The organism is Cupriavidus sp. PB-02 (assembly GCF_058252315.1).
In genome coordinates this window covers 3,959,620-3,982,594 of record NZ_CM177694.1, presented here as the reverse complement: position 1 = coordinate 3,982,594, position 22,975 = coordinate 3,959,620, and the positions used below count along the sequence as shown (strand labels likewise).

Annotated in this window: 26 protein-coding genes and 1 tRNA gene; 21 read left to right on the top strand and 6 right to left on the bottom strand. The window is 63.4% G+C overall.

What is annotated here, in order from left to right; genetic code table 11:
• Window positions 1–20: 20 nt before the first annotated feature.
• The 12 genes from AC10V3_RS18685 to AC10V3_RS18630 all read left to right on the top strand — a co-directional run bounded on the left by AC10V3_RS18685 (window position 21) and on the right by AC10V3_RS18630 (window position 8,006).
• Window positions 21–644 (top strand): YchE family NAAT transporter, encoded by a 624-nt coding sequence (locus AC10V3_RS18685; RefSeq protein WP_022536812.1) that lies wholly within the window; start codon window positions 21–23, stop codon window positions 642–644.
• Window positions 641–1,294, top strand: a complete 654-nt coding sequence (gene hisH, locus AC10V3_RS18680) for an imidazole glycerol phosphate synthase subunit HisH (protein WP_022536811.1) — start codon at window positions 641–643, stop codon at window positions 1,292–1,294. The genes AC10V3_RS18685 and hisH overlap by 4 nt, the downstream gene beginning before the upstream one ends.
• 187 nt (window positions 1,295–1,481) lie before the next feature.
• On the top strand, window positions 1,482–2,228 hold the full coding sequence (hisA, locus tag AC10V3_RS18675; protein ID WP_022536810.1) for a 1-(5-phosphoribosyl)-5-[(5-phosphoribosylamino)methylideneamino]imidazole-4-carboxamide isomerase: 747 nt from the start codon (window positions 1,482–1,484) through the stop codon (window positions 2,226–2,228).
• Between the two features lie 72 nt (window positions 2,229–2,300).
• Window positions 2,301–3,071 carry an imidazole glycerol phosphate synthase subunit HisF gene (hisF, locus tag AC10V3_RS18670; RefSeq protein ID WP_349605140.1) on the top strand — a complete coding sequence of 257 codons (771 nt, stop codon included), beginning with the start codon at window positions 2,301–2,303 and terminating at the stop codon, window positions 3,069–3,071.
• A 2-nt stretch (window positions 3,072–3,073) separates the two neighbouring features.
• Window positions 3,074–3,478 (top strand): phosphoribosyl-AMP cyclohydrolase, encoded by a 405-nt coding sequence (hisI, locus tag AC10V3_RS18665; RefSeq protein WP_022536808.1) that lies wholly within the window; start codon window positions 3,074–3,076, stop codon window positions 3,476–3,478.
• Window positions 3,475–3,852, top strand: a complete 378-nt coding sequence (locus AC10V3_RS18660; protein WP_022536807.1) for a phosphoribosyl-ATP diphosphatase — start codon at window positions 3,475–3,477, stop codon at window positions 3,850–3,852. The genes hisI and AC10V3_RS18660 overlap by 4 nt, the downstream gene beginning before the upstream one ends.
• Window positions 3,853–3,937: 85 nt before the next feature.
• Entirely contained in the window at window positions 3,938–4,327 is a 390-nt protein-coding gene (locus tag AC10V3_RS18655) for a DUF4870 family protein (RefSeq protein WP_022536806.1), read from the top strand.
• A 64-nt stretch (window positions 4,328–4,391) separates the two neighbouring features.
• Window positions 4,392–4,748 (top strand): histidine triad nucleotide-binding protein, encoded by a 357-nt coding sequence (locus tag AC10V3_RS18650; protein ID WP_022536805.1) that lies wholly within the window; start codon window positions 4,392–4,394, stop codon window positions 4,746–4,748.
• 146 nt (window positions 4,749–4,894) lie between these two features.
• Entirely contained in the window at window positions 4,895–5,137 is a 243-nt protein-coding gene (gene tatA / locus AC10V3_RS18645; RefSeq protein ID WP_022536804.1) for a Sec-independent protein translocase subunit TatA, read from the top strand.
• Window positions 5,138–5,230: 93 nt separating this feature from the next.
• The gene (gene tatB / locus AC10V3_RS18640; protein ID WP_022536803.1) at window positions 5,231–5,749 is read left to right on the top strand and encodes a Sec-independent protein translocase protein TatB; all 519 of its coding nucleotides are present in this window, start codon (window positions 5,231–5,233) and stop codon (window positions 5,747–5,749) included.
• A 124-nt stretch (window positions 5,750–5,873) separates the two neighbouring features.
• Window positions 5,874–6,662, top strand: a complete 789-nt coding sequence (tatC, locus tag AC10V3_RS18635; RefSeq protein ID WP_022536802.1) for a twin-arginine translocase subunit TatC — start codon at window positions 5,874–5,876, stop codon at window positions 6,660–6,662.
• A 243-nt stretch (window positions 6,663–6,905) separates the two neighbouring features.
• Window positions 6,906–8,006 (top strand): porin, encoded by a 1,101-nt coding sequence (locus AC10V3_RS18630; protein WP_022536801.1) that lies wholly within the window; start codon window positions 6,906–6,908, stop codon window positions 8,004–8,006.
• 518 nt (window positions 8,007–8,524) lie between these two features.
• Here AC10V3_RS18630 and AC10V3_RS18625 read toward each other — a convergent pair.
• Window positions 8,525–9,718 (bottom strand): Do family serine endopeptidase, encoded by a 1,194-nt coding sequence (locus tag AC10V3_RS18625; RefSeq protein WP_022536800.1) that lies wholly within the window; start codon window positions 9,716–9,718, stop codon window positions 8,525–8,527.
• Window positions 9,719–9,738: 20 nt separating this feature from the next.
• On the opposite strand from AC10V3_RS18625, the gene AC10V3_RS18620 reads away from it, so the two are divergent.
• On the top strand, window positions 9,739–10,485 hold the full coding sequence (locus tag AC10V3_RS18620; protein ID WP_022536799.1) for a Nif3-like dinuclear metal center hexameric protein: 747 nt from the start codon (window positions 9,739–9,741) through the stop codon (window positions 10,483–10,485).
• A 78-nt stretch (window positions 10,486–10,563) separates the two neighbouring features.
• Here AC10V3_RS18620 and mscL read toward each other — a convergent pair whose 3' ends face one another.
• Complete coding sequence (gene mscL / locus AC10V3_RS18615) at window positions 10,564–10,989, bottom strand: large conductance mechanosensitive channel protein MscL (RefSeq protein ID WP_022536798.1); 426 nt, start codon at window positions 10,987–10,989, stop codon at window positions 10,564–10,566.
• Window positions 10,990–11,201: 212 nt separating this feature from the next.
• On the opposite strand from mscL, the gene petA reads away from it, so the two are divergent.
• The 6 genes from petA (at window position 11,202) to AC10V3_RS18585 (ending at window position 15,496) form a co-directional block, all read left to right on the top strand.
• A complete protein-coding gene (petA, locus tag AC10V3_RS18610) occupies window positions 11,202–11,819 on the top strand; it encodes a ubiquinol-cytochrome c reductase iron-sulfur subunit (RefSeq protein WP_022536797.1) in 618 nt (205 codons plus the stop codon).
• 2 nt (window positions 11,820–11,821) lie between these two features.
• On the top strand, window positions 11,822–13,225 hold the full coding sequence (locus tag AC10V3_RS18605) for a cytochrome b (RefSeq protein ID WP_022536796.1): 1,404 nt from the start codon (window positions 11,822–11,824) through the stop codon (window positions 13,223–13,225).
• 36 nt (window positions 13,226–13,261) lie between these two features.
• A complete protein-coding gene (locus AC10V3_RS18600; RefSeq protein ID WP_022536795.1) occupies window positions 13,262–14,005 on the top strand; it encodes a cytochrome c1 in 744 nt (247 codons plus the stop codon).
• A gap of 205 nt (window positions 14,006–14,210) precedes the next feature.
• On the top strand, window positions 14,211–14,822 hold the full coding sequence (locus AC10V3_RS18595; RefSeq protein WP_008643086.1) for a glutathione S-transferase N-terminal domain-containing protein: 612 nt from the start codon (window positions 14,211–14,213) through the stop codon (window positions 14,820–14,822).
• A 57-nt stretch (window positions 14,823–14,879) separates the two neighbouring features.
• Complete coding sequence (locus AC10V3_RS18590) at window positions 14,880–15,368, top strand: ClpXP protease specificity-enhancing factor (protein WP_022536794.1); 489 nt, start codon at window positions 14,880–14,882, stop codon at window positions 15,366–15,368.
• A gap of 52 nt (window positions 15,369–15,420) precedes the next feature.
• Window positions 15,421–15,496 (top strand) — tRNA-Thr (locus AC10V3_RS18585).
• Window positions 15,497–15,619: 123 nt separating this feature from the next.
• Here AC10V3_RS18585 and AC10V3_RS18580 read toward each other — a convergent pair.
• A complete protein-coding gene (locus AC10V3_RS18580; RefSeq protein ID WP_490922719.1) occupies window positions 15,620–17,455 on the bottom strand; it encodes a DEAD/DEAH box helicase in 1,836 nt (611 codons plus the stop codon).
• 637 nt (window positions 17,456–18,092) lie between these two features.
• Between AC10V3_RS18580 and AC10V3_RS18575 the strand changes: the two genes are divergently transcribed.
• A complete protein-coding gene (locus AC10V3_RS18575; protein WP_349605146.1) occupies window positions 18,093–18,980 on the top strand; it encodes an endo alpha-1,4 polygalactosaminidase in 888 nt (295 codons plus the stop codon).
• On the opposite strand, the gene AC10V3_RS18570 is transcribed toward AC10V3_RS18575, so the two are convergent.
• Together AC10V3_RS18570 and AC10V3_RS18565 are read right to left on the bottom strand one after the other, a co-directional pair.
• The gene (locus AC10V3_RS18570; protein WP_349605163.1) at window positions 18,962–19,486 is read right to left on the bottom strand and encodes a YgjP-like metallopeptidase domain-containing protein; all 525 of its coding nucleotides are present in this window, start codon (window positions 19,484–19,486) and stop codon (window positions 18,962–18,964) included. The two genes, AC10V3_RS18575 and AC10V3_RS18570, sit on opposite strands and share 19 nt — an antisense overlap.
• A 49-nt stretch (window positions 19,487–19,535) precedes the next feature.
• Window positions 19,536–19,760 (bottom strand): hypothetical protein, encoded by a 225-nt coding sequence (locus tag AC10V3_RS18565; RefSeq protein WP_010812270.1) that lies wholly within the window; start codon window positions 19,758–19,760, stop codon window positions 19,536–19,538.
• Between the two features lie 149 nt (window positions 19,761–19,909).
• Between AC10V3_RS18565 and ettA the strand changes: the two genes are divergently transcribed.
• Window positions 19,910–21,577: an energy-dependent translational throttle protein EttA gene (ettA, locus tag AC10V3_RS18560; protein WP_349605148.1), complete on the top strand. Its 1,668-nt coding sequence runs from the start codon at window positions 19,910–19,912 to the stop codon at window positions 21,575–21,577.
• Between the two features lie 149 nt (window positions 21,578–21,726).
• Here ettA and AC10V3_RS18555 read toward each other — a convergent pair whose 3' ends face one another.
• Window positions 21,727–22,878: a metallophosphoesterase gene (locus tag AC10V3_RS18555; RefSeq protein ID WP_022536781.1), complete on the bottom strand. Its 1,152-nt coding sequence runs from the start codon at window positions 22,876–22,878 to the stop codon at window positions 21,727–21,729.
• Window positions 22,879–22,975: the final 97 nt, after the last annotated feature.

Genomic DNA, 22,975 nt, shown 5'->3' with positions numbered 1-22,975 from the left:
CCGCTGGCGACCCGCAACCGATGGATACGCTCAAGTCGTTTATTTCGCTGCTGGCGCTGATCAACCCGATCGGGGCGATCCCGTTCTTCATCAGCCTGACCAGCCAGCAGACTGAAGCGGAAAAGCTGCGTACCATCAAGATCGCGTCGATCTCGGTGGCGATCGTGGTGGCGGTGTCGGCGCTGCTGGGGCAGCAGATCATCGAGTTCTTCAATATCTCGGTGGCGTCGCTGCAGGTGGGTGGCGGGCTCATCATGATCATGATGGCCATGAACATGCTGAACGCGCAGACCAGCCGCACCAGGGCCACGCCGGAAGAAGAGGACGAGGCCGAGGTAAAGTCCAGCATCGCGGTGGTGCCGCTGGCGCTGCCGCTGCTGACCGGGCCTGGCTCGATCAGCACGGTGATCGTTTATGCCGGCAAGACGCAGCACTGGTATCAGTTGCTGATCCTGGTCGGCCTGGGCGTGGTGATCGGGGCGGTGGTGTACATGGTGTTCCGCGCGGCCGACCCGATTGCCCGGGTGATCGGCCGCACCGGCATCAATATCGGCACGCGCCTGATGGGGCTGATCCTGTCGGCGCTGGCCGTGGAATTCATTGTGGACGGGCTGAAGACATTGTTGCCTGTTTTGAAATCATGACTACCATAGCAATTGTGGATTACGGCATGGGCAACCTGCGCTCGGTGGCGCAGGCGCTGCGTGCCGCGGCGCCGGAAGCGGACGTGCGGGTGGTGGATGCCCCCGAAGGCATCCGGAGCGCGGACCGCGTGGTGCTGCCGGGCCAAGGCGCGATGCCGGACTGCATGTCGGCGCTGGGCGCGTCCGGGCTGCAGCAGGCGGTGATCGAGGCCGCCGGCAGCAAGCCGATGCTGGGTGTGTGTGTTGGCGAACAGATGCTGTTCGAGTTCAGCACCGAAAGTCGTGCTGGTGCGCAGCGCACACCGGCGCTGGGCCTGATGCCCGGCCAGGTGGTGCGCTTTGCGCTGGACGGCATGACGCAGCCCGACGGCTCGCGCTACAAGGTGCCGCAGATGGGTTGGAACCGGGTGCGCCAGGCGAAGCCGCACCCGCTGTGGGACGGTATCCCGGACGACAGCTGGTTCTATTTCGTCCACAGCTACTATGTGCAGGCGCAGGACCCGGCCCATATCGCCGGCGAAACGGAGTATGGAGTCGTATTTACCAGCGCGGTAGCGCGCGATAATATTTTTGCGACGCAGTTCCACCCCGAGAAGAGCGCGGCCCTGGGCCTGCAGCTGTACCGGAACTTCGTCCACTGGAACCCCTGAGGCGCCGACACGGCACCGCGGCGCGATCCAGGCACGACCAGGCACCCGAATCGTTTTTTTACCGATCTATCGACCGCTGACTCGACCCGTTCATTCGACCAAGTTTCCGATCGATTATCGACCCCAGACCTGACCGGCAGCGCCGGTCTCGCTCAACTTCCCTTACTCAACCACGCTCGTCACGCATATGTTGCTCATTCCGGCCATCGACCTGAAGGACGGTCAGTGTGTACGCCTCAAACAAGGCGACATGGACCAGGCCACCGTCTTTTCCGAAGATCCCGCCGCCATGGCACGTCACTGGGTGGAGCAGGGCGCGCGGCGCCTGCACCTGGTGGACCTGAACGGCGCATTCGTCGGCAAGCCCCGCAACGAGGCCGCCATCAAGGCCATCATCGCCGAGGTTGGCGACGAGATCCCGGTGCAGCTGGGCGGCGGTATCCGCGACCTGAACACCATCGAACGATGGCTGGATGACGGCCTGTCGTACGTCATCATCGGCACGGCCGCGGTCAAGAACCCCGGTTTCCTGAAGGACGCCTGCTCGGCCTTCGGCGGCCATATCATCGTTGGCCTGGACGCCAAGGATGGCAAGGTGGCCACCGACGGCTGGAGCAAGCTGACCGGCCATGAAGTGGCGGACCTGGCGCGCAAGTACGAAGACTACGGCGTGGAGGCCATCATCTACACCGATATCGGCCGCGACGGCATGCTCCAGGGGATCAATATCGACGCCACCGTCAAACTGGCGCAGTCGATGTCGATCCCGGTGATCGCCAGCGGCGGGCTGTCCAACCTGGCCGATATCGACAACCTGTGCGCGGTCGAGGGCGAAGGTGTCGAAGGCGTCATCTGCGGCCGCGCGATCTACTCCGGGGACCTCAACTTTGCCGCTGCTCAGGCGCTGGCCGACAAGCTGCGCGACGGGCAGTAAGCCAACGCGCCGCGAGCGCAGCCGCCGCCGGGCCCGCCGTTTCGTCGGAAGCGGCGGCGGACAAGGAATCTCATGCTAGCCAAACGTATCATCCCCTGCCTGGACGTTACCAACGGGCGGGTGGTCAAGGGCGTCAACTTCGTTGAGCTGCGCGATGCGGGCGATCCCGTGGAAATCGCGCGCCGCTACGACGAGCAGGGCGCCGATGAAATCACATTCCTGGACATCACCGCGACCAGCGACGGACGCGACCTGATGCTGCACATCATCGAGGATGTGGCCTCGCAGGTCTTTATCCCGCTGACGGTGGGTGGCGGCGTGCGTACGGTCGAAGACGTGCGGCGCCTGCTCAATGCGGGCGCGGACAAGATCAGCGTGAACTCGTCGGCCATCGCCAATCCGCAGCTGGTGTCGGACGCGACCGCCAAGTACGGCTCGCAGTGCATCGTGGTGGCGATCGACGCCAAGCGCAGTTCCGCCCCGGGCGAAGCCCCGCGCTGGGAGGTCTTCACCCACGGCGGGCGCAAGGCGACGGGACTGGACGCGGTCGAATGGGCCCGTGAAATGGCCGCGCGCGGCGCCGGCGAGATCCTGCTGACCAGCATGGACCGCGACGGCACCAAGAGCGGCTTCGACCTGGAACTGACCCGCGCCGTCAGCGACGCGGTACCGGTGCCGGTGATCGCCTCGGGCGGCGTCGGCGGCCTGCAGGACTTGGCCGACGGCATCACCCAGGGCCACGCCGACGCGGTGCTGGCCGCCAGCATCTTCCACTACGGCCAGCATACCGTGGGCGAAGCCAAGGCATTCATGGCCCGCGAGGGCATTCCCGTGCGGATCTGATCATGGCAAAGAAATGGCTCAACAAGGTCAAGTGGGACGATAACGGGCTGGTGCCGGTGATCGTGCAGGAAGTCGGCTCGAACGACGTGCTGATGTTCGCGTTCATGAACCGCGACGCGCTGCAGCGCACCGTCGAGCTGGGCGAGGCCGTGTTCTGGTCGCGCTCGCGCAAGCGCCTGTGGCACAAGGGCGAAGAGTCCGGCCACGTGCAGAAGGTGCATGAGATCCGGCTGGACTGCGACGAGGACGTGGTGCTGCTCAAGGTCACGCAGGTCGACAGTATCGCCTGCCATACCGGGCGTCATTCCTGCTTCTTCCAGAAGTTCGACGGCGACGCCGAATCCGGCGACTGGCACACGGTCGAGCCGGTGCTGAAGGACCCTGCGCAGATCTACACCAAGCCATGAGCGACACCCAACTCAGCAGCAACGATGTGCTGGCGCGCCTGGCCGAAGTGCTGGAATCGCGCAAGCCCGCCAACGGCGGCGATCCCGACAAGTCCTATGTGGCGCGCCTGTTCAGCAAGGGCGACGACGCCATCCTGAAGAAGATCGGCGAGGAAGCCACCGAGACCGTGATGGCCGCCAAGGACGCGCGCGCGGCCGGCCAGAGTGGCGCCGACGCCGCCAAGGTGGTCTATGAAGTGGCGGACCTTTGGTTCCACAGCATGGTATTGCTGGCAAACTTCGGCCTGACGCCGGCCGACGTGGTCAATGAACTGGCACGGCGCGAGGGATTGTCCGGCCTGGAAGAAAAGGCCCGACGCAAGGACGAGGGCTGACCGGCAAGGATCTGCATAGCGCCGGCCAGCTTCCCGCCTGCCTTTCCACCTGGAAAAGGGCAGGCCTCCGACAACAAGGGCGAACATGGCCAACGACTACACCGGGCAAGTGACCACTCCCAGCGGCGAACAGCTGAGCAGCCTGCGCAAGCTGCTGCATATCCTGTATGCGCTGTATGCCATCTTCTGGCTGACCGGCGGAATCACCGCGTTGATCGCCATCGTGATCGACTACGTCAAGCGCGACGATGCGCGCGGCTCACTGTATGCGTCGCACTTCGCCTGGCAGATCCGCTCGTTCTGGTGGTCGGTGGTGTGGGGCGCGCTCGGCGGCGTATTGTTCGCCACGGTGGTGCTGATACCGCTTGCCTTTGCCGTCTGGGCCGTGTTGTCGCTGTGGATGCTGTATCGTATCGTCAAGGGCTGGCTGTACCTGAACGACAGCAAGCCGATGTACCCGGATCAGCAGTTCTGATGCCGGTCAGGCTAGGCGCCCGAAGGTGATGCCGGGGTGTCGTGGCCGTCGCAATGAAAACTTCATGAACGCTCAGGATAATTGCATCTTCTGCAAGATCGTGGCCGGCCAGCTAACGTCGCGAAAAGTCTACGAAGACGACGACATGGTGGCCTTCCACGATATCCATCCCAAGGCCCCGGTACACTTGCTGGTCGTTCCCAAGTCGCATGTCGACTCGCTGGCCGATTGCGGCGCCAGCGAAGGGGAGGTGCTTGCTAGAATGCTACTTAAGGTGCCTGAACTCGCGCGCGCGGCTGGCTGCACCAACGGTTTCCGGACGGTGATCAACACCGGCCCGGACGGCGGCCAGGTGATCTACCACCTGCACCTCCATGTGCTGGGTGGGCCGCGTCACGAGTGGAAGGGAACGCTGCCCTGATCGGGCGGCTTGGCATGGGAGCGCCTGCGGCGGCAACGCCCGGGCGGAAGCTGCGCCGGCAACCGTCGCCCGGCGCGGCCATAACGGGACGGAACAACGGGTCCGGGCATCAATGATTGCGCCCGAGGCTTCATCAGGAGCAAAAAATGGGTTCGTTTAGCATTTGGCACTGGCTTATCGTGCTGGTGATCGTCATGCTCGTGTTCGGCACCAAGAAGCTGCGCAATATGGGCCAGGACCTGGGCGGCGCGGTCAAGGGCTTCAAGGACGGCATGAAGGACGGCGAAGACAAGTCGGCACAGGCTGGCCAGCCGGCCCAGGCCAAGGAACTGCGCGATACCACCACCATCGACGTCGACGCCAAGGAAAAGTCCCGCCAGCAGCAGTAAGCCGGCGGTGTGCCATCCCCTTCCCGCAATCGTGGCTGCCTGCGCATGCGCGCATCCGCTGTTCTTCGCATGTTGTCCGCATGACGTGTCCGCATGATTGATCTCGGCATTTCCAAGCTGGCTCTGATCGGCGCCGTGGCACTGATCGTGATCGGTCCCGAGCGCCTGCCCAAGGTTGCCCGTACGGTGGGCGCGCTGGTAGGGCGCGCGCAGCGCTATATCAACGACGTCAAGGCCGAAGTCAGCCGCGAGGTCGAGCTGGAAGAGCTGCGCAAGATGCGCACTGAATTCGAGGATGCGGCGCGCGATGTCGAGCGCACCATCCACAAGGAAGTCAGCGAGCAGACCCAGGCGGTGAACGAGGCGCTGGGCGGTGCCGAGTCTGGCATCGGTACCAGCAGCGTGGGCTCCGGCAGTGGCGACGGCTTCGTGCCCAGCTGGGACGCGGCGCACAAGGCGCACAACGGGCGCAAGAGCTGGCGCGTGAAGCAGGGAGCGCGTCCGCTGTGGTTCAAGCGCCAGCACAATGTCCGGGTCTGGGTGCAGTCGGGGGCCGCGCGAGTGAAGCGTCACCGCCCGGCCACCCGGCCGTCCCGTTCCTTCTTCGAGTAAGCATGGCCCGCGGCGATACCTTGCCGGCCTGCGTTCCGGCTGCCGCCGTCGTGCCCGCGCAAGCGCGCCGCGCCGTGCAGATCGATTCCACCTTGCCAGCCAGCGCGGCTGAGCGGTTCACGCCATGAGCGACACCCCGTCCCCCGATCCCCAAGACGAATCGCAGCAGGAAACTTTCATTTCCCATCTGATCGAGCTGCGTCAGCGCCTGGTCAAGGCGGTGGCCGGGATCATCCTAGTCTTCGTCAGCCTGGTCTACTGGGCCCCGGTGATTTTCAACCTGTTTGCCGCGCCGCTGATGGAGTCGTTGCCCAAGGGCGGCAAGATGATCGTGACCGACGTCACCGGCTCGTTCTTCGTGCCAATGAAGGTCACGCTGCTGGTGGCCTTCCTGATCGCGCTGCCCTGGGTGCTGTACCAGGTCTGGCAGTTTGTCGCGCCCGGCCTGTACCAGCATGAGAAGCGGCTGATCCTGCCGCTGGTGTCGAGCAGCTACTTCCTGTTCCTGTGCGGCGTGGCGTTCGCGTATTTCCTGGTGTTCCCGACGGTGTTCCAGTTCATGGCGCACTACAACGCGCCGCTCGGGGCGGAGATGTCGACCGACATCGACAAATACCTGAGCTTTGCCATGACCACCTTCCTGGCCTTCGGCATCACCTTCGAGGTACCGGTGGTGGTGATCGTGCTGGTGCGCTTCGGCGTGGTGGAGCTGGAAAAGCTCAAGCAGATTCGCCCCTATGTGATCGTCGGCGCCTTCATCATTGCCGCCATCGTGACCCCGCCCGATGTGCTGTCGCAGCTACTGCTGGCGGTGCCGCTGGTGCTGCTCTATGAACTGGGGCTGATCCTGGCGCGTTTCATCGGCAAACCGACCACCGAGTCCGCCGCTTCAGGGGAAACGCAGCCGGACTAATCCCGCTGAGGTAGACATTCTGATCCCGCCAATCCCCGTTTTTGCACCAAAACGGGGATTTTTTTCGGCAATCCTGTTGTTCGATCACAACATAAACCGTCGCAAAGCGTGGTTTACGCCGAAAAAGCCTTCTGACGGCCGGGGGGGCTGGCACATAATACGCAGCAGACGTGAATGTAAATACGTCGCCCAAGTACTTGGGCAACCAAGATTTCCCAATCAGTTGACAAGGAAAGTGTCGATATGAAGATGAAACTGTTTGCTGCTGCCGTCGCCGCTCTGGCCGCTGGTGGCGCGTATGCCCAATCGAGCGTAACCCTGTACGGCGTGGCTGATGTCGGTCTCGAGTACGTTAGCAACGCTAACGCCGCCGGTGACGATCTGTTCCGCATGTCGTCGGGCAACCAATCCGGTTCGCGCTGGGGTCTGCGTGGTGTGGAAGATCTGGGCGGCGGCCTGAAGGGCGTGTTCGTCCTGGAAAGCGGTTTCGACCTCGACAACGGCACGTCGGCCCAAGGCGGTCGTCTGTTCGGTCGTCAAGCCTACGTCGGTCTGCAAAGCCAATACGGTTCGCTGCTGCTGGGCCGTCAACAAACGTCGTTCTATGACTTCGGCCTGATCTACGATCCGATGGCCATCTCGTCGCGCTACGGTATCCTGGCTCAGGACGCCCAGTTTGCTGCACGCGCTGACAACACTGTCAAGTACATCGGCACCTTCGGTGGCCTGACCGCTTCGGCTTTCTACAGCTTCAACAACAACGGCCAGGAGACCGCCGGCCAATTCCGCCGCGGCCAACAGTACGGCGCGCTGCTGAGCTACGCAGCTGGCCCGTTCGCAGTTGGTGCTGCTTATGACGAAATCCACGGCACCGTGTCGGCTGCTGGTGTTGACCAAAGCGGCCAGCGCACTCGTCGCGCTTCCGTCGGCGCCAACTACGCCTTCGGTCCGGCCAAGGTCTATGCCGGCTATCGCTGGGCCAAGGCCTTCGACGGCGCCCCGCTGACGGGCGGCACGACGGTTGACAATGGTATCCTGACCACGGCTACGGCGTCGAACCTGTACTGGCTGGGTCTGGGCTACCAGCTGACCCCGGCGTTCTCGCTGTCGGGCGCTGCGTACTACCAGGACTTCCGCAAGAGCGACGCAGATCCGTGGCAGTTCGTGATCACGGCCGACTACGCGCTGTCGAAGCGTACCGACGTGTACACCTCGCTGTCGTACACCCTGAACGACAAGGGCTCGGCCCTGGGCGTGAACGGCTTCAACACCGCCACGACCACGAACGTTCAGCCGAACAAGGATCAGTTCGGTGCTGTGGTTGGTCTGCGCCACAAGTTCTAATCTGACGCGGGCGTAAGCTCGCTTAAGATTGGCTTGAAGCAAGAGGCCGGCATCCGCAAGGATGCCGGCCTTTTGTCTTGTGCGGGGCCAGATGGTGGGACAGGCTGTTGCACTGTTACCGCGCTGTATCTGTCATGCTGCACATCGAAGGGCGGCCGGAGAATCGGCGCGCGGCCTGCATGCCTGCTGCTGCGCCGTGCCGTGGATCGGGCGCTGTGTTGCCGACGCCGCTTGCACGCCGATGACGTGCGGAGTCATTGCGCCTACCCGTGACCGTTCGATAGTGAGTGCTGCCATGGCCAGCACAGTGCAGCAGTCGGCCCTCCTCGATCCGTATGTCATCGAGGGCGGCGGTGAGCTTTTCGCTCGACGCCTTGGTCTCCCGGAACGCCTGAACTGTCGCCCGCGCGCGCGGCCGTCGCCGCTCCACCGCGATGCGACGGTCAATCGGACCGCCAGGCACAAAAAAACCCCGCCGTCCAAGGCGGGGTTTTTCGTCAGGGGCATAGTGCCGGGACTCACTCTTCCTCTTCAAACGGCAGCGCCCGGCGCGGCGGCGGGGGCCGTTTGCCAATCGTTACCGTCAGGTCAGTTGGCTTGCCGCGGCGGATCACGGTCATCTTGATGTCCACGCCCGGCTTGAGCTGGGCAATCGCGTTGAGCAGAGCGGTCGTGTCGGTGATCGCCTGGCCGTCCACCTTGGCTAGTACATCGCCCGGCTTCACGCCCGCCTTGTCGGCCGGGCCGCCCTGGACCACCGCGGCGATCAGTGCACCTTCCTTCGCATCGAGCCCGAACGACTCGGCAATCTCCGGCGTCATGTCCTGCGGTTCGACGCCGATCCAGCCGCGCGTCACGCTGCCGGTGGAGATGATCGACTCCATCACTTGCTTGGCGGTCGACACGGGAATCGCGAAGCCGATACCCAGCGAGCCGCCCGAGCGCGAGTAGATCGCAGTGTTGATGCCCAGCAAGTTGCCCTGCGCATCCACCAGCGCGCCGCCCGAGTTGCCCGGGTTGATGGCAGCGTCCGTCTGGATGAAGTTCTCGAAGGTGTTGATGCCCAAGTGGCTGCGGCCCAGTGCCGACACGATGCCCATGGTCACGGTCTGGCCGACGCCGAACGGGTTGCCGATCGCCAGCACCACGTCGCCGACCTTCACGTTCTCGAGCCGGCCCAGCGTGATCGCGGGCAGCTCCTTGAGCGTCACCTTCAGCACCGCCAGGTCGGTTTCCGGATCCGAACCCACCACCTTGGCGTCGGCCTTGCGGCCGTCGGTCAGCGCCACCTCAATCTCGTCGGCCCCGTCCACCACGTGGTGGTTGGTTAGAATATAACCCTCGGCACTGACAATGACGCCAGAGCCCAGGCTGGAGACCGGCTCCTGCCGTTCCGGCAGCCGGTCGCCGAAGAAGAAGCGGAACCACGGATCCTCGGCCTGCGGGTTGGGCGAGCGCTTTGAACCGTTCTTGCTGGTAAAGATATTGACCACCGCCGGCATCGCCTCCCGCGCGGCTTCGCTATAGGACCCCTCGGCAGACGGGCCCGACACGTTGGGCACCACTTCCTTGAGCGCCACAATCGGCGAACCGGACTGCACCGCCACGCGCCCCCGCTGCAGCCAGTCAGGCTTCAGTGTGGCCACGACGAACCAGACCGCCAGCACGACGGTGACAGCCTGGGCAAAGAACAGCCAAAAGCGCCGCAACATATTGGAGTTTTGAGCAGAAAATGAAAACAAAAGAGCTTGAATTGTACTTGAACGACCTGTTGGAAGTTCCCCGTTACAAGGACTATTGTCCCAACGGGCTGCAAGTGCAAGGTCGCCCGGAAGTCACTCACGTGGTGACGGGGGTGACGGCAAGCCTGGCATTGGTCGATGCCGCGATCGAGGCTGGCGCCGATGCCATCCTCGTCCATCACGGCTACTTCTGGAAAAACGAGGATGCGCGCGTGGTGGGACAGAAGCATGCGCGCCTGAAGCGGCTGCTGGGTGCGGACGTCAACCTGTTTGCCTTCCACCTCCCGCTGGATAACCATCCTGAGTTCGGGAACAACGCCCAGCTTGGGCTGCAGCTCGGCTTCACGCCGACCGGCCGCTTCAGCGACGACCAGCTCGGCTGGACCGGCACGCTGCCCGCGCCGATGCCGCTCGCCGCGCTGTCCGCGCATGTGGGCGGGGTGCTCGGGCGCGAGCCGCTGGTCATCGGCGAACCGGAGCAGATGATCCGCACCATTGGCTGGTGCACGGGCGGCGCGCAAGGCTATTTCGACGCAGCGGTCGCCGCGGGCGTCGATGCTTATCTCAGTGGCGAGGTTTCGGAGCAGACCACGCACCTGGCGCGCGAGAGCGGTGTGGCCTATCTCGCTGCAGGCCACCACGCCACCGAGCGCTACGGCATCCGCTCGCTCGGGGAACATGTGGCCCAGCGCTTCGGCCTGCGCCATACATTCATCGATATTCCGAATCCTGTCTGACGCAAAACAAAACGGCCCCATCGGGGCCGTTTTATCTTCCCGGGTCAGCGCGCAATGCAGCGCACGGCCGGTTTCCGCTCAACGCGTCTTGAGGCTGTCGCGGATCTCACGCAGCAGCACCACTTCTTCGGGCGGCGCTGCGGGCGGCGGAGGCGGTTCCTTCTCGCGCATCCTGTTGAACGCGCGCACCATCATGAAGATGATAAAGGCAAGAATGAGAAAGTTGACCGCGATGGTCAGGAAATTGCCGTAGGCAAACACGGGCACGCCGGCCTTCTTCAGCGCATCCAGCGTCATGGGCGTCCCGGGTGGGGGATCGGACAATGTGACGAACAGATTGGAGAAGTCCAGCTTGCCGATAACGCGGCCCACCAGCGGCATGATCAGGTCGTTGACCACTGAATCCACGATCTTTCCGAAGGCAGCGCCGATGATCACGCCGACCGCCAGGTCGATCACATTGCCGCGAACGGCGAAGGTTCTGAATTCCGAGATCATGCCCATTGGGGTTCTCCTTCTTGTTGCTAGCGATGAACGGTTTCAAGCCAAAGCCTGCCGCATCACTGCCCGGAAAGCAAGCACACAAGCGGATTTCCGGCAAGCACGTCCGATAATCGTACGGGCCCGTGGCAATTTCTGCCTATCTAGCGCGCAGGTGTCTAAGGTACACTTTATGGTTGACGCAAAATCTAAATTGACTTCCCCTGGGGTTTGGAATGAGTGACCAGCAAGACGTGAAGAGCGTGGATAAAGGTCGCCGCAATTGGTTGATCGCGACATCCGTCGCTGGCGGCGTCGGAGGCGTAGCGGTAGCGGTTCCTTTCGTCAGTACGTTTGCACCATCGGAGAAGGCCAAGGCCGCGGGTGCGCCAGTCGAGGCAGATATCGGCGCGCTCAAGCCCGGCGAGATGATGACTGTCGAGTGGCGCGGCAAACCGGTCTGGATCATGCGGCGTACGGACGAACAGCTTGCGTCGCTGAAGAAGACTGACGGCGAAGTGGCCGATCCCACTTCCGATATTCCATTCACCATGCCGACGCCCGAGTACTGCAAGAACGAAACCCGTTCGCGCCCGGAGCACAAGGACGTCCTGGTCGTGGTGGGTATCTGTTCCCACCTTGGGTGCTCGCCTTCCGGCCCCTTCGGCCCTGGCGCCAATCCTCAACTCGGCGCTGATCCCGGTTTCCTTTGCCCCTGCCATGGTTCGACCTTCGACCTCGCCGGGCGCGTCTTCAAGAACAAGCCGGCTCCGCAGAATCTCGATGTTCCCCCCTACCAGTTCCTGACCGATACCAAGATCGTGATCGGCAAGGACGAGAAAGGAGAAGCCTGATCATGGCGGCCGAAAAACAAGTCAAGACCACCGGCCTGCTCGGCTGGATCGACGCCCGCTTCCCCGCAACTCAGCTCTGGGAAGACCACCTCTCCAAGTACTACGCGCCGAAGAACTTCAACTTCTGGTACTTCTTCGGTTCGCTGGCACTGCTGGTGCTGGTGATCCAGATCGTCACCGGCATCTTCCTGGTGATGAACTACAAGCCCGACGCCACGCTGAACGCCGCCGGCATTCCCGTGGCCTTCGCCAGCGTGGAATACATCATGCGCGAAGTCCCCTGGGGCTGGCTGGTGCGCTACATGCACTCGACCGGCGCCTCGGCCTTCTTCGTCGTGGTCTACCTGCATATGTTCCGGGGCCTGCTGTACGGTTCGTACCGCAAGCCGCGCGAGCTGGTCTGGATCTTCGGCTGCCTGATCTTCCTGTGCCTGATGGCCGAAGCCTTCATGGGCTACCTGCTGCCGTGGGGCCAGATGTCGTACTGGGGCGCCCAGGTGATCGTGAACCTGTTCTCGGCGATTCCCGTGATCGGCCAGGACCTGTCGCTGTTCATCCGCGGTGACTACGTGGTGAGCGACGCGACGCTGAACCGCTTCTTCTCGTTCCACGTCATCGCCGTGCCGCTGGTGCTGCTGGCGCTGGTCATCGCCCACATCATCGCGCTGCACGAAGTGGGTTCGAACAACCCGGACGGCGTCGAGATCAAGGCCAAGAAGGACGAGAACGGCATCCCGCTGGACGGCATCCCGTTTCACCCGTACTACTCGGTGCACGACACGCTGGGCGTTGCCGGCTTCCTGCTCATCTTCTCGGCCGTGATCTTCTTCTTCCCGGAAGTGGGCGGCTATTTCCTGGAACACAACAACTTCCTCCCGGCCGACCCGCTGAAGACCCCGCCGCATATCGCGCCGGTCTGGTACTTCACGCCGTTCTACTCGATGCTGCGCGCGACGACGTCGAACTTCCTGCCGATCCTGTGGGTGTTCTTCGCGCTGCTGCTCGGCCTGGTGTTCCTGCGCAGCAAGGATGCACGCGTGAAGATCGGCGCCATCGCCGTCGCGGTGATCCTGGCCGTGGGCTTCTACTTCATCGACGCCAAGTTCTGGGGCGTGCTGGTGATGGGCGGCTCGGTCGTGATCCTGGTCTTCCTGCCGTGGCTGGACCACTCGCCGGTCAAGTCCATCCGCTATCGTCCCGCTTTCCACAAGACCATCCTGACCGTCTTCGTGGTGGTGTTCCTGGTTCTCGGCTACCTCGGCGTGCAACCGCCGTCGCCGGTGGGTGAGAAGGTGTCGCAGCTCGGTACGCTGCTGTACTTCGCCTTCTTCCTGACCATGCCGCTGTGGAGCCGTGTCGGCGAGTTCAAGCCGGTCCCGGAGCGTGTCACGTTCCACCCGCACTGAGCGCAGCGAACCCCGACAAGAGCACAAGGACACAAGATGAAAAAGCTGCTTTCCATCATCGCGCTGGCCGGCGCCTGCTTTGCCGCCGCGCCCGCCATGGCCAGCGAAGGGGGCTTCCCCCTGGAGCCGGCTCCGGTGAACACCGCCGACCTGTCGTCGCTGCAGCGCGGCGCCAAGCTGTTCGTCAACTACTGCCTGAACTGCCACGGCGCATCGATGATGCGCTACAACCGGCTCAAGGACATCGGCCTGACCGATGACCAGATCCGCGAAAACCTGCTGTTCACCGCTGACAAGGTTGGCGAGACCATGACCATCGCCATGCAGCCGAAGGAAGCCAAGGCCTTCTTCGGTGCGCAGCCGCCCGACCTGTCGGTGATCGCCCGCGCCCGCGGCGACGACTGGCTCTACACCTACCTGCGCACGTTCTACCGTGACGACAGCCGCGCCACCGGCTGGAACAACCTGGTGTTCCCGAGTGTCGGCATGCCACACGTGCTGTGGGAACTGCAGGGCCAGCGCGCCGCCAAGTTCACGGAAGTGGAAGAGCACGGCGAGAAGGTCCACAAGTTCGCCGGCTTCGAGCAACTGAGCCAGGGCAAGTTGAGCAAGGTCGAGTACGACCAGGCCACCGCCGACCTGGTCGGCTTCCTGGACTGGATGGCAGAGCCCGCGCAGAATCACCGCAAGCGCCTGGGCGTCTGGGTGCTGCTGTTCCTGGGCGTGTTCACGGTCTTCGCCTGGCGCCTGAATGCCGCTTACTGGAAGGACGTGAAGTAAGCTGGCGCAGCAGTCGTCAAGGAAAAGGCCAGATGCGGATGTTGCGAAGGCAGCACCGTTCTGGCCTTTTCTCTTTGGAAATATGCAGGAAGCGCACCGAAAAAGTGCGCTGTTTGCAACTTATTTGCTTTTCGGTGTCCGATTTTGGCAGAATGGCTGACCTTATCGTCCGACCCTGCTTCGGCTAAGCCCAAGGAATCCAACCATGATGGTGTTGTATTCGGGTACGACTTGCCCGTTTTCCCAACGTTGCCGCCTTGTCCTGTTTGAAAAGGGCATGGATTTTGAAATCCGCGACGTCGATCTGTTCAACAAGCCCGAAGATATTTCGGTGATGAACCCGTACGGCCAGGTACCCATCCTGGTCGAGCGCGACCTCATTCTGTATGAGTCGAACATCATCAACGAATACATCGACGAGCGCTTCCCGCACCCGCAGCTGATGCCGGCCGACCCGGTGCAGCGCGCCCGCGCCCGCCTGTTCCTGTTCAACTTCGAAAAGGAACTGTTCACGCACGTCTACGTGCTGGAAAACGAAAAGGGCAAGGCCGCGGAAAAGAACCACGAACGCGCCCGCGCCGCGATCCGCGACCGCCTGACGCAGCTCGCGCCGATCTTCGTCAAGAACAAGTACATGCTGGGCGAAGAGTTCTCCATGCTCGACGTCGCCATCGCGCCGCTGCTGTGGCGCCTGGACCACTACGGCATCGAGCTGTCGAAGAACGCCGCGCCGCTGCTGAAGTATGCTGAGCGCATTTTCAGCCGTCCCGCGTACATCGAAGCGCTCACCCCGTCCGAAAAGGTGATGCGCCGCTAACCGGCACCGGCCCGAAGGCATCCGCCATCGGGCCACCACGGCGCCACTGGAAGCACAATGCCTGAAACCTCCACCAAGCCCTACCTGATCCGCGCCATCTACGAATGGTGCACGGACAACGGCTTCACGCCGTATGTCGCCGTCTTCGTCGACGCCAACACCAACGTGCCGCGCGAGTTCGTCAAAAACAACGAGATCGTGCTCAACGTAAGCTTCGACGCCACCAGCGGCCTGGACATGGGCAATGAGTGGATCACCTTCAGCGCTCGCTTCGGGGGTGTTTCGCGCAAGATCGACGTGCCCGTCGAAAACGTGCTGGCCATCTACGCCCGTGAGAACGGGCAGGGAATGGCCTTCCCGGTCGAGCGCAGCGTGCCGGAAACACAGGCCGCCACCGAGCGTGAAAACAATCCGCCGCCCAAGCTGGCGCCGGTCGAAGCCGAAAGCCAGGCAACGACCGCCGACACCGGCCCCGGCGACGATGACACGCCGCCTCCGGTGCCCCGCATAGGCGGCAAGAAGCCTGCGTTGAAGGTGGTGAAGTAAGTCATCCCAAAGCGGGCCGCAATGCAGTAGAATCGCGGTCTGCACCAGACATGCCGGCTTAGCTCATCAGGTAGAGCAGTTGATTTGTAATCATCAGGTGGCGGGTTCGAGTCCTGCAGCCGGCACCAGAATTCAGGCGGCCTCCCGATACGGGAGGCCGTTTTGTTTTTGGCGTTACCACCAAGCGCTGGCCGACATAAAGCTTCTGGCGATGGTAACGATGTTCGCCACAGGCGGATCGGGCCAGTAAGCTACTGCTGCAGTCGCCCGACCGCGTCCCTCAGCCTCCCAGCGAACCGCGATTCCAGCCCGAACGTCATCACTAGCTGCCGCGTAGCTCGCGTCATCGCCACATACATCAGCCGCGCCTCGTTCTCCTCCGCCTCATCATGCTTATGCGGCATCCCGGTGGCGGGAATGCATACCAGCGGAAACTCCAACCCCTTGCTGCTATGCATGGTGATCACCTTGACGCTGTCTGCGCCGGGCGTGAATCGCTTGTTGCTGACTTGAGGACATTCGAATGGAATGCCCCTGCGCGTCAGCGCACTCGTGACATGGCCGGCAGTGTCCCAATGGCGATACAGCACCGCCATCTCTGACCACGGCGTCCCGGCGCGGTTTTCGTCGGTCAGGATCTGGGCGATGCGTTCAGCCTCTGCTTCCACAGTTGGCAGTTCGATCAACAGCGGCTTGTTGCCGCGGCGACCGGCGCCGACAGGTTGTACAGTCGGAGCCTCGTCGTCGGCACCCTCCGTTGGCCGGAGCAATTCATCCGCAAAACTACGCGCGACGGCCAGGATTTCCTGGGAATTGCGGTAGTTCAGCTTGAGGATGGTGGTTCGGCCCCGGGCCTGGATGCCGACGCTGGCGAAGGTCATCCCGCGCTTCTTGGCGCCGCCATAAATGGACTGCGCGTCGTCATAAAGCACCAACAGCGAATTGCTCTCCAGATTGACCATCTGGACCACCAGCTTGAACCACTCTGGCCGGAAGTCATGGCCTTCGTCGATCAGCACGGCATCGTACTGGCCCGCCGGGATTGCCTTCCGGTCCACGCCCTGGATGACCCGATTCACCATTTCCTCGAAAAGCGCATCGCTGGGCCGGCCTTTCGGACGGTCGATGTTGTACGTCTCCAGCTGCCGCGAGCACCACGCATGGAAGTTGTAGACGTGGACCTTCTCTTCGATGCCTTTCTCGATTATCGTCGCCGCCAGCTTGGCGGCGAGGGTCTTGTTGTAGCAAAGCACGAGGACCGGCCGTGTGACGATCTTTGCCAGATGCTCCGCCCGGTAGCCGAGGATCATCGTCTTGCCAGAGCCGGCGACGCCATGAATAACGCGGTGGCCCTCGCCGAGGCTGCGTGCCAGTTGCTCCTGCTGGAGATCCATGACACTCAGGATGTCCGGCATATCCAGTGGTCCGGCGGCGTCCTCCGGAAAGAGCGTGCGCTGCTCTGGCATGCGGATCTGCGGGAACAGATGCCAGCGAATTCGCTCGATCTGCGGCAGGGAAAGCTTGAAGGTGAATTTGACCGGGAACATCTCCCACAGGCGCTGCTGGAAGTGTTCTGCGTCGACCGTCTCATACATCTCGTCCTGGCAGATCACCAGGTGCGACGGCAGGACGTCACCGAGGTCGGTCTTGTCGAACTGGGCGCGCGTGATGTTGGACAGGACGACGCCGCAGCCGTAGGGGAAGAAGGGTTTGCCCTTCAGTGAGCCGCTGGGCCAGACCAGCTGCGGGTCGCGCTGCAGCAGGTTGGTGACATAGAACATGTACTGCCGGGCTTGCTCCAGGGGATTCATCTCCCGCACCAGCCCACGATCCGTCAGCAGCGTGACATCGCGTTGATCGATCTCCCGTATCGTATCCAGCCGCCAGTCCTTTACCTCCAGCACCAGCAGACCGCGGCTGGGATGGAAGACGATGAAATCGGGATGCCTGGTTTTTTCACCGATGGCGACGTCATACCAGCACAGGTAGTCGTCTTCCAGCTTTGTCTCCAGACGCTCGGCGAAGCGTCTCTCTCCACTGGTCATGCGCGAAGTGACCGAACCCAGCGCGGGAATCAGCGTGGCCATGCCTTGTTGCTCTTCTTATTGCCCGTTCAGGATCTGCGCTAACCACGTCTTGTGTCGCGGACCGGTGCGACGGCGGTCAGGCAGGTTTCTTATGCGGCAATTGTAGGCACAAAACGGTAACGGTGGCTGTTTTGGTAGTTTTGTCGATTTGAGGGGCGACGATTCTGGCGAGGCGGCGGCACCGGCGGCGGGTTATCAGTCGATCTGCGCCGATTTTCCCGCCATCCACGCTGCCAATCTGTCGATTCCCGCCACTCCCATACCAGGCCTTGAGCAGGTACTGGAACATTTGAAGGTGGGTGTTGACCCAATCGGTGTAGCCCCCGCCCGAGGGCGTCGAGTTCCTTCACATAGTGCTCAATCGCTTTGACGCTGTTCTCCACACCTCAGCGCGAGCTATTGACGAACCAACCGACAAAACGGCCCGGCTACATCTGAACCATCCAGATGCCGTAGCCCATTTGCCTGTGTTGCGCCTCGCGAACAGTGGCGCCGTGCCATCCGATTGGACATGGCAAACCATCACGGGAATCCGCTAAAGTGCTTGAACCGTATCGGCAGGCCAACGGGTACGGAGCAGAGACAACACAGGCCGTCGATTTTGCTCGGGCTTCACAACAGGGAAGGGTAGAAGAACATGAAAAGCAAATATGCTGCGCTTGCCGGGGTCATGCTGTCCGTCGTACTGGGCGGCTGCGGCGGGGACGGGGAACAGACCGAGATGGTGTCGCCATCGGCGTCGACGATGGCAGCCACGACACCAAAGTACGCTGTCACGGCAACCACCACCAGCGCCACCACGCGCTGGGCGCCGGCCATCACCGATACGTTTCAGATCCAGTTCACCGGCCGACTCAATACCAGCTACGCGGTGGTCGCCTACGACATCGACCTGTTCGACACGCCCACGGCCACCATCGCAACGCTCAAGTCGCAGGGCCGTCGCGTGATCTGCTACTTCTCCGCCGGCAGCGCCGAAGACTGGCGCCCGGACTACAGCCAGTTCACCGCCGCCGACATGGGCGCGCCGCTGGCAGGCTGGGCGGGCGAAAGCTGGCTCGATACGCGCTCGGCCAACGTGCGCCAGATCATGCAGGCGCGCATGGACCTGGCGGTCAGCAAGGGCTGCGATGCGGTCGATCCGGACAACGTTGACGCCTACACCAACAGCCCCGGCCTGCCGCTGACGGCCGAGACCCAACTCGACTACAACCGCTTCCTCGCGGCCGAGGCGCATGCACGCGGACTGGCGGTGGGACTGAAGAACGATATCGCACAGGTGGACGTGCTCGCGGCGGAATTCGACTTCGCGATCAACGAACAGTGCTTCAAGTACAAGGAGTGCGGCGTCTACACCGCGTTCACCGGGCAGGGCAAGCCGGTGTTCCAGATCGAGTATGCGACCAAGTACAAGGACGCCGCCACGCGCGCACCGCTGTGTGCAGCGGCGCAGGCTGCCAACCTGCGCACGGTGGTGCTGCCGCAGAAGCTCAACGGCGCGTACCGCTACGCCTGCGACGCCTGATCGCCTGCGCTGGCGGGAGCGCTGCTTTCCAGTTCCCGCCACGCCAGGTAGAGCCGCGTATCGAACTCCAACTGGTGGTAGCGCGGCTCCATGTGTCCGCAGAGCCGGTAGAAGGCTTTGTTGTGCTCGCTCTCTTTCAGGTGGGCGAGCTCGTGCACGACGATCATGCGCAGAAATTCCGGCGGCGCTTCCTTGAACAGCGAGGCCACGCGGATTTCCTTCTTGGCCTTGAGCTTGCCACCCTGCACGCGCGAGATCGCGGTATGCAGGCCTAGCGCGCGCTGGGCGGAATCGAGTCGTGCGTCGAAGCCGACCTTGTGCAGCGGCGGCGCGCTGCGCAGGTATTCCTGCTTGATGGCGGCGGTGTACTCGTACAGCGCGCGGTCGGTCTGTACGGTGTGGCGGCCGGGGTAGCGGCGCGCGATATGGTCGCCCAGGCGGCCGGCGGCGATCAGCTCACGCACCTGGTCGAGCACGCCGGGCGGGTAGCCGCCCAGGAAGCGCATCGGGTCCTTGCCGGCGGGGCGCCAGGTTTCAGTCACTGCAGCGGCCTGCTCAGTGGTGGTGGTGATGGTGGTGCATCCAGCTGTTGTCCAGCGAGTTGACGAACGACTCGACCGCGTCCTTGTCGCCGGTGGCATGGCGCATCATCTCGCCGCACTTGCAGAAGCCCTGGTACGGCGTGATGTGCGAGCACGCGGACGTCTTCTGCAGGTACAGCGTGACGGGTTTGGTGCACTTCTTGCACTTGAACTTCAGGGTCAGGGCGGGTTTGCTCATGGCGGTCGCTTGAAAAATCGGCGGAAAGTCGAACCTGACATTGTACCGGCGAGGACGGAATCCGGCCGGAGGCGGCTGAGCGTGCCCTATCTGCCTGATCGCGCCTGATACACTCCCGCCATTCCCGAACAACCCTCCAACACGCACCCATGGCACAGTACGTTTTCACCATGAACCGCGTGGGCAAGATCGTCCCGCCCAAGCGTCACATCCTGAAGGACATCTCGCTGTCGTTCTTCCCCGGCGCCAAGATCGGCGTGCTGGGCCTGAACGGCTCGGGCAAGTCCACGCTGCTCAAGATCATGGCCGGCCTCGACAAGGAAATCGAGGGCGAGGCCACGCCGATGCCGAACCTGAACATCGGCTACCTGCAGCAGGAACCGCAGCTCAATCCCGAGCAGACCGTGCGCGAGTCGGTGGAAGAGGCGCTCGGCGGCGTATTCGAAGCGCGCAAGAAGCTCGACGAGATCTACGCGGCCTATGCCGAGCCGGACGCGGACTTCGACGCGCTGGCCGCCGACCAGGCCAAGTACGAGGCGATCCTGGCTGCCAGCGACGGCAACAACGTCGAGCTGCAGCTGGAAATCGCCGCCGACGCGCTGCGCCTGCCGCCGTGGGACGCAAAGATCGCGAACCTGTCTGGTGGTGAAAAGCGCCGCGTGGCGCTGTGCCGCCTGCTGCTGTCGCGCCCCGACATGCTGCTGCTCGACGAACCGACCAACCACCTGGACGCCGAGTCGGTGGACTGGCTGGAGCAGTTCCTGACCCGCTTCCCGGGCACCGTCGTGGCCGTGACCCACGATCGCTACTTCCTCGACAACGCCGCCGAGTGGATCCTGGAACTGGACCGCGGCCAGGGCATCCCCTGGAAGGGCAACTACAGCTCGTGGCTGGACCAGAAGGAAGCGCGCCTGAAGCAGGAAGAGGCCAGCGAATCGGCCCGCCAGAAGGCGCTGCACAAGGAGCTGGAGTGGGTGCGCCAGAACCCCAAGGGCCGCCAGGCCAAGTCCAAGGCGCGTCTGGCGCGCTTTGACGAGCTGAACAGCCAGGAATACCAGAAGCGCAACGAAACCCAGGAAATTTTCATCCCGGTGGGTGAGCGCCTGGGCAACGAAGTGATCGAGTTCGACGGTGTGAGCAAGGGCTATGGCGACCGCCTGCTGATCGACAACCTCAGCTTCAAGGTGCCGCCGGGCGCCATCGTCGGCATCATCGGCCCGAACGGCGCCGGCAAGTCAACCTTCTTCCGCATGCTGACCGGCAAGGAACAGCCGGACAGCGGCGAGATCAAGATCGGGCCGACCGTGAAGATGGCGTTTGTCGACCAGAGCCGCGATGCGCTGGACGGCACCAAGACCGTATTCGAAGAAATCTCGGGCGGCGCCGATGTCCTGACGGTGGGCAGGTACGAGACGCCGTCGCGCGCCTATATCGGCCGCTTCAACTTCAAGGGGGGCGACCAGCAGAAGCAGGTCGGCACGCTGTCGGGTGGCGAACGCGGCCGCCTGCACATGGCCAAGACGCTGATTGCCGGCGGCAACGTGCTGCTGCTGGATGAGCCGTCGAACGACCTTGACGTGGAAACGCTGCGGGCGCTGGAAGATGCGCTGCTGGAGTTTGCCGGCTGCGTGATGGTGATCTCGCACGATCGCTGGTTCCTGGACCGGATCGCGACGCATATCCTGGCGTTTGAAGGGGACTCGCATGTGGAGTTCTTCCCGGGCAACTACCAGGAATATGAGGCCGACAAGAAGCGCCGGCTGGGTGAGGAAGGGGCCAAGCCGAAGCGGATTCGCTATAAGCCGATTGCGCGGTGATTTGCTGCGGAGTGCGATAAGAGAAACCAGGCCTGCGGGCCTGGTTTTTTTATGGCTGTGAAGCTCGCGAGTGTATGGGCGAGCTGCCACCCCTCGTGAACGCTCCCCTCTCTCGCACGCGGGAGAAGGGAGCAAACCGCCGCATTGCGTTAGTCAGCTGCCCGCACCAACCGCAACCGCGTAATCTCCGACGGCGCCCCAAACCGCTTGGGTGGCCCCCAATACCCCGTCCCCCGGCTCACATAGATCCACATCGCCCCATGCCGCACCAGCCCCGCGGTGTACGGCTGCTGCATCGGCACGAACAGGTTCCACGGCCAGAACTGCCCGCCATGGGTATGCCCTGACAGCTGGAGGTCGAAACCAGCTTCCGCCGCCACCGTGGCCGTGCGCGGCTGGTGCGCCAGCAGCACGCGTACGCCGGCCTGCGCCGGTGCGCCGGCGATGGCGCGGTGCGGGTCGCTGCGGTGGCTTTCGTGAAAGCGGCCGGCGGAGTAGTCGGTCACGCCGGCCAGCACCAGCGGGTGGCCGCCGTGCTGCAGCACCACGTGCTCGTTCATCAGCACGCGCAGGCCGAGCCGGCGCAGTTCGTCGATCCACGGCTGCGCTCCGGCGTAATACTCGTGGTTGCCGGTGACGAAGTAGGTGCCGTGGCGCGCCTGCAGGCGCGCCAGCGGCGCGGTGTGGGCGGACAGTTCGCGCACGGTGCCGTCGACCAGGTCGCCGGTGATGGCAACCGCGTCGGGCTGCAGGCTGTTGACGCGGTCAACGATGCGGTCGAGGTAGGGCCGCTTGATGGTGGGGCCGACGTGGATGTCGCTGATCTGGGCGATGGTGAATCCATGTAGCGCCTCGGGCAGGCCGGCGACCGGCACGTCCACCTCGACCACGCGCGCCAGGCGGCGGGCATTGATGTAGCCGGCCAGCGTGACCAGCACGGCCAGCAGCGGCACCGCCAGGGCGCTGCCTGCCGTCAGCCCGGGCATCTGCCAGCCGAGCAGCTTGCCGGCCAGCCAGGCGGTGGCCAGTGCGATGTCGCGCGCCAGCGTCAGCACCAGCAAAGATGAGAAAAATCCCATGGCCAGCATGCCGATCCAGGAAATCCGGTCAGACCACGGCTGGCTGAAGCGACGCGCCAGCAGGCCAGCGGGCAGCAGAGCACACGACATGGCGAGCCACAGGACGGCGAGCGTCTTGACCAGCATCGGCACGGGCATCGCCGGCAGCAGGCGCAGCCCGATATAGCCGTGCAGCAGGGCCGTCACGATGGCGGCGGTCAGGATCGTGGTGCGAGGGGGCATTGGGGCGGGGGCGGAGCCAGGGTGGTATGGAGAGATGAGGCCGCGGCGCGCGCCCTTCAAGGGCTTGGCGCGGCGTACGCCTCGCGCCAAGCCAAGC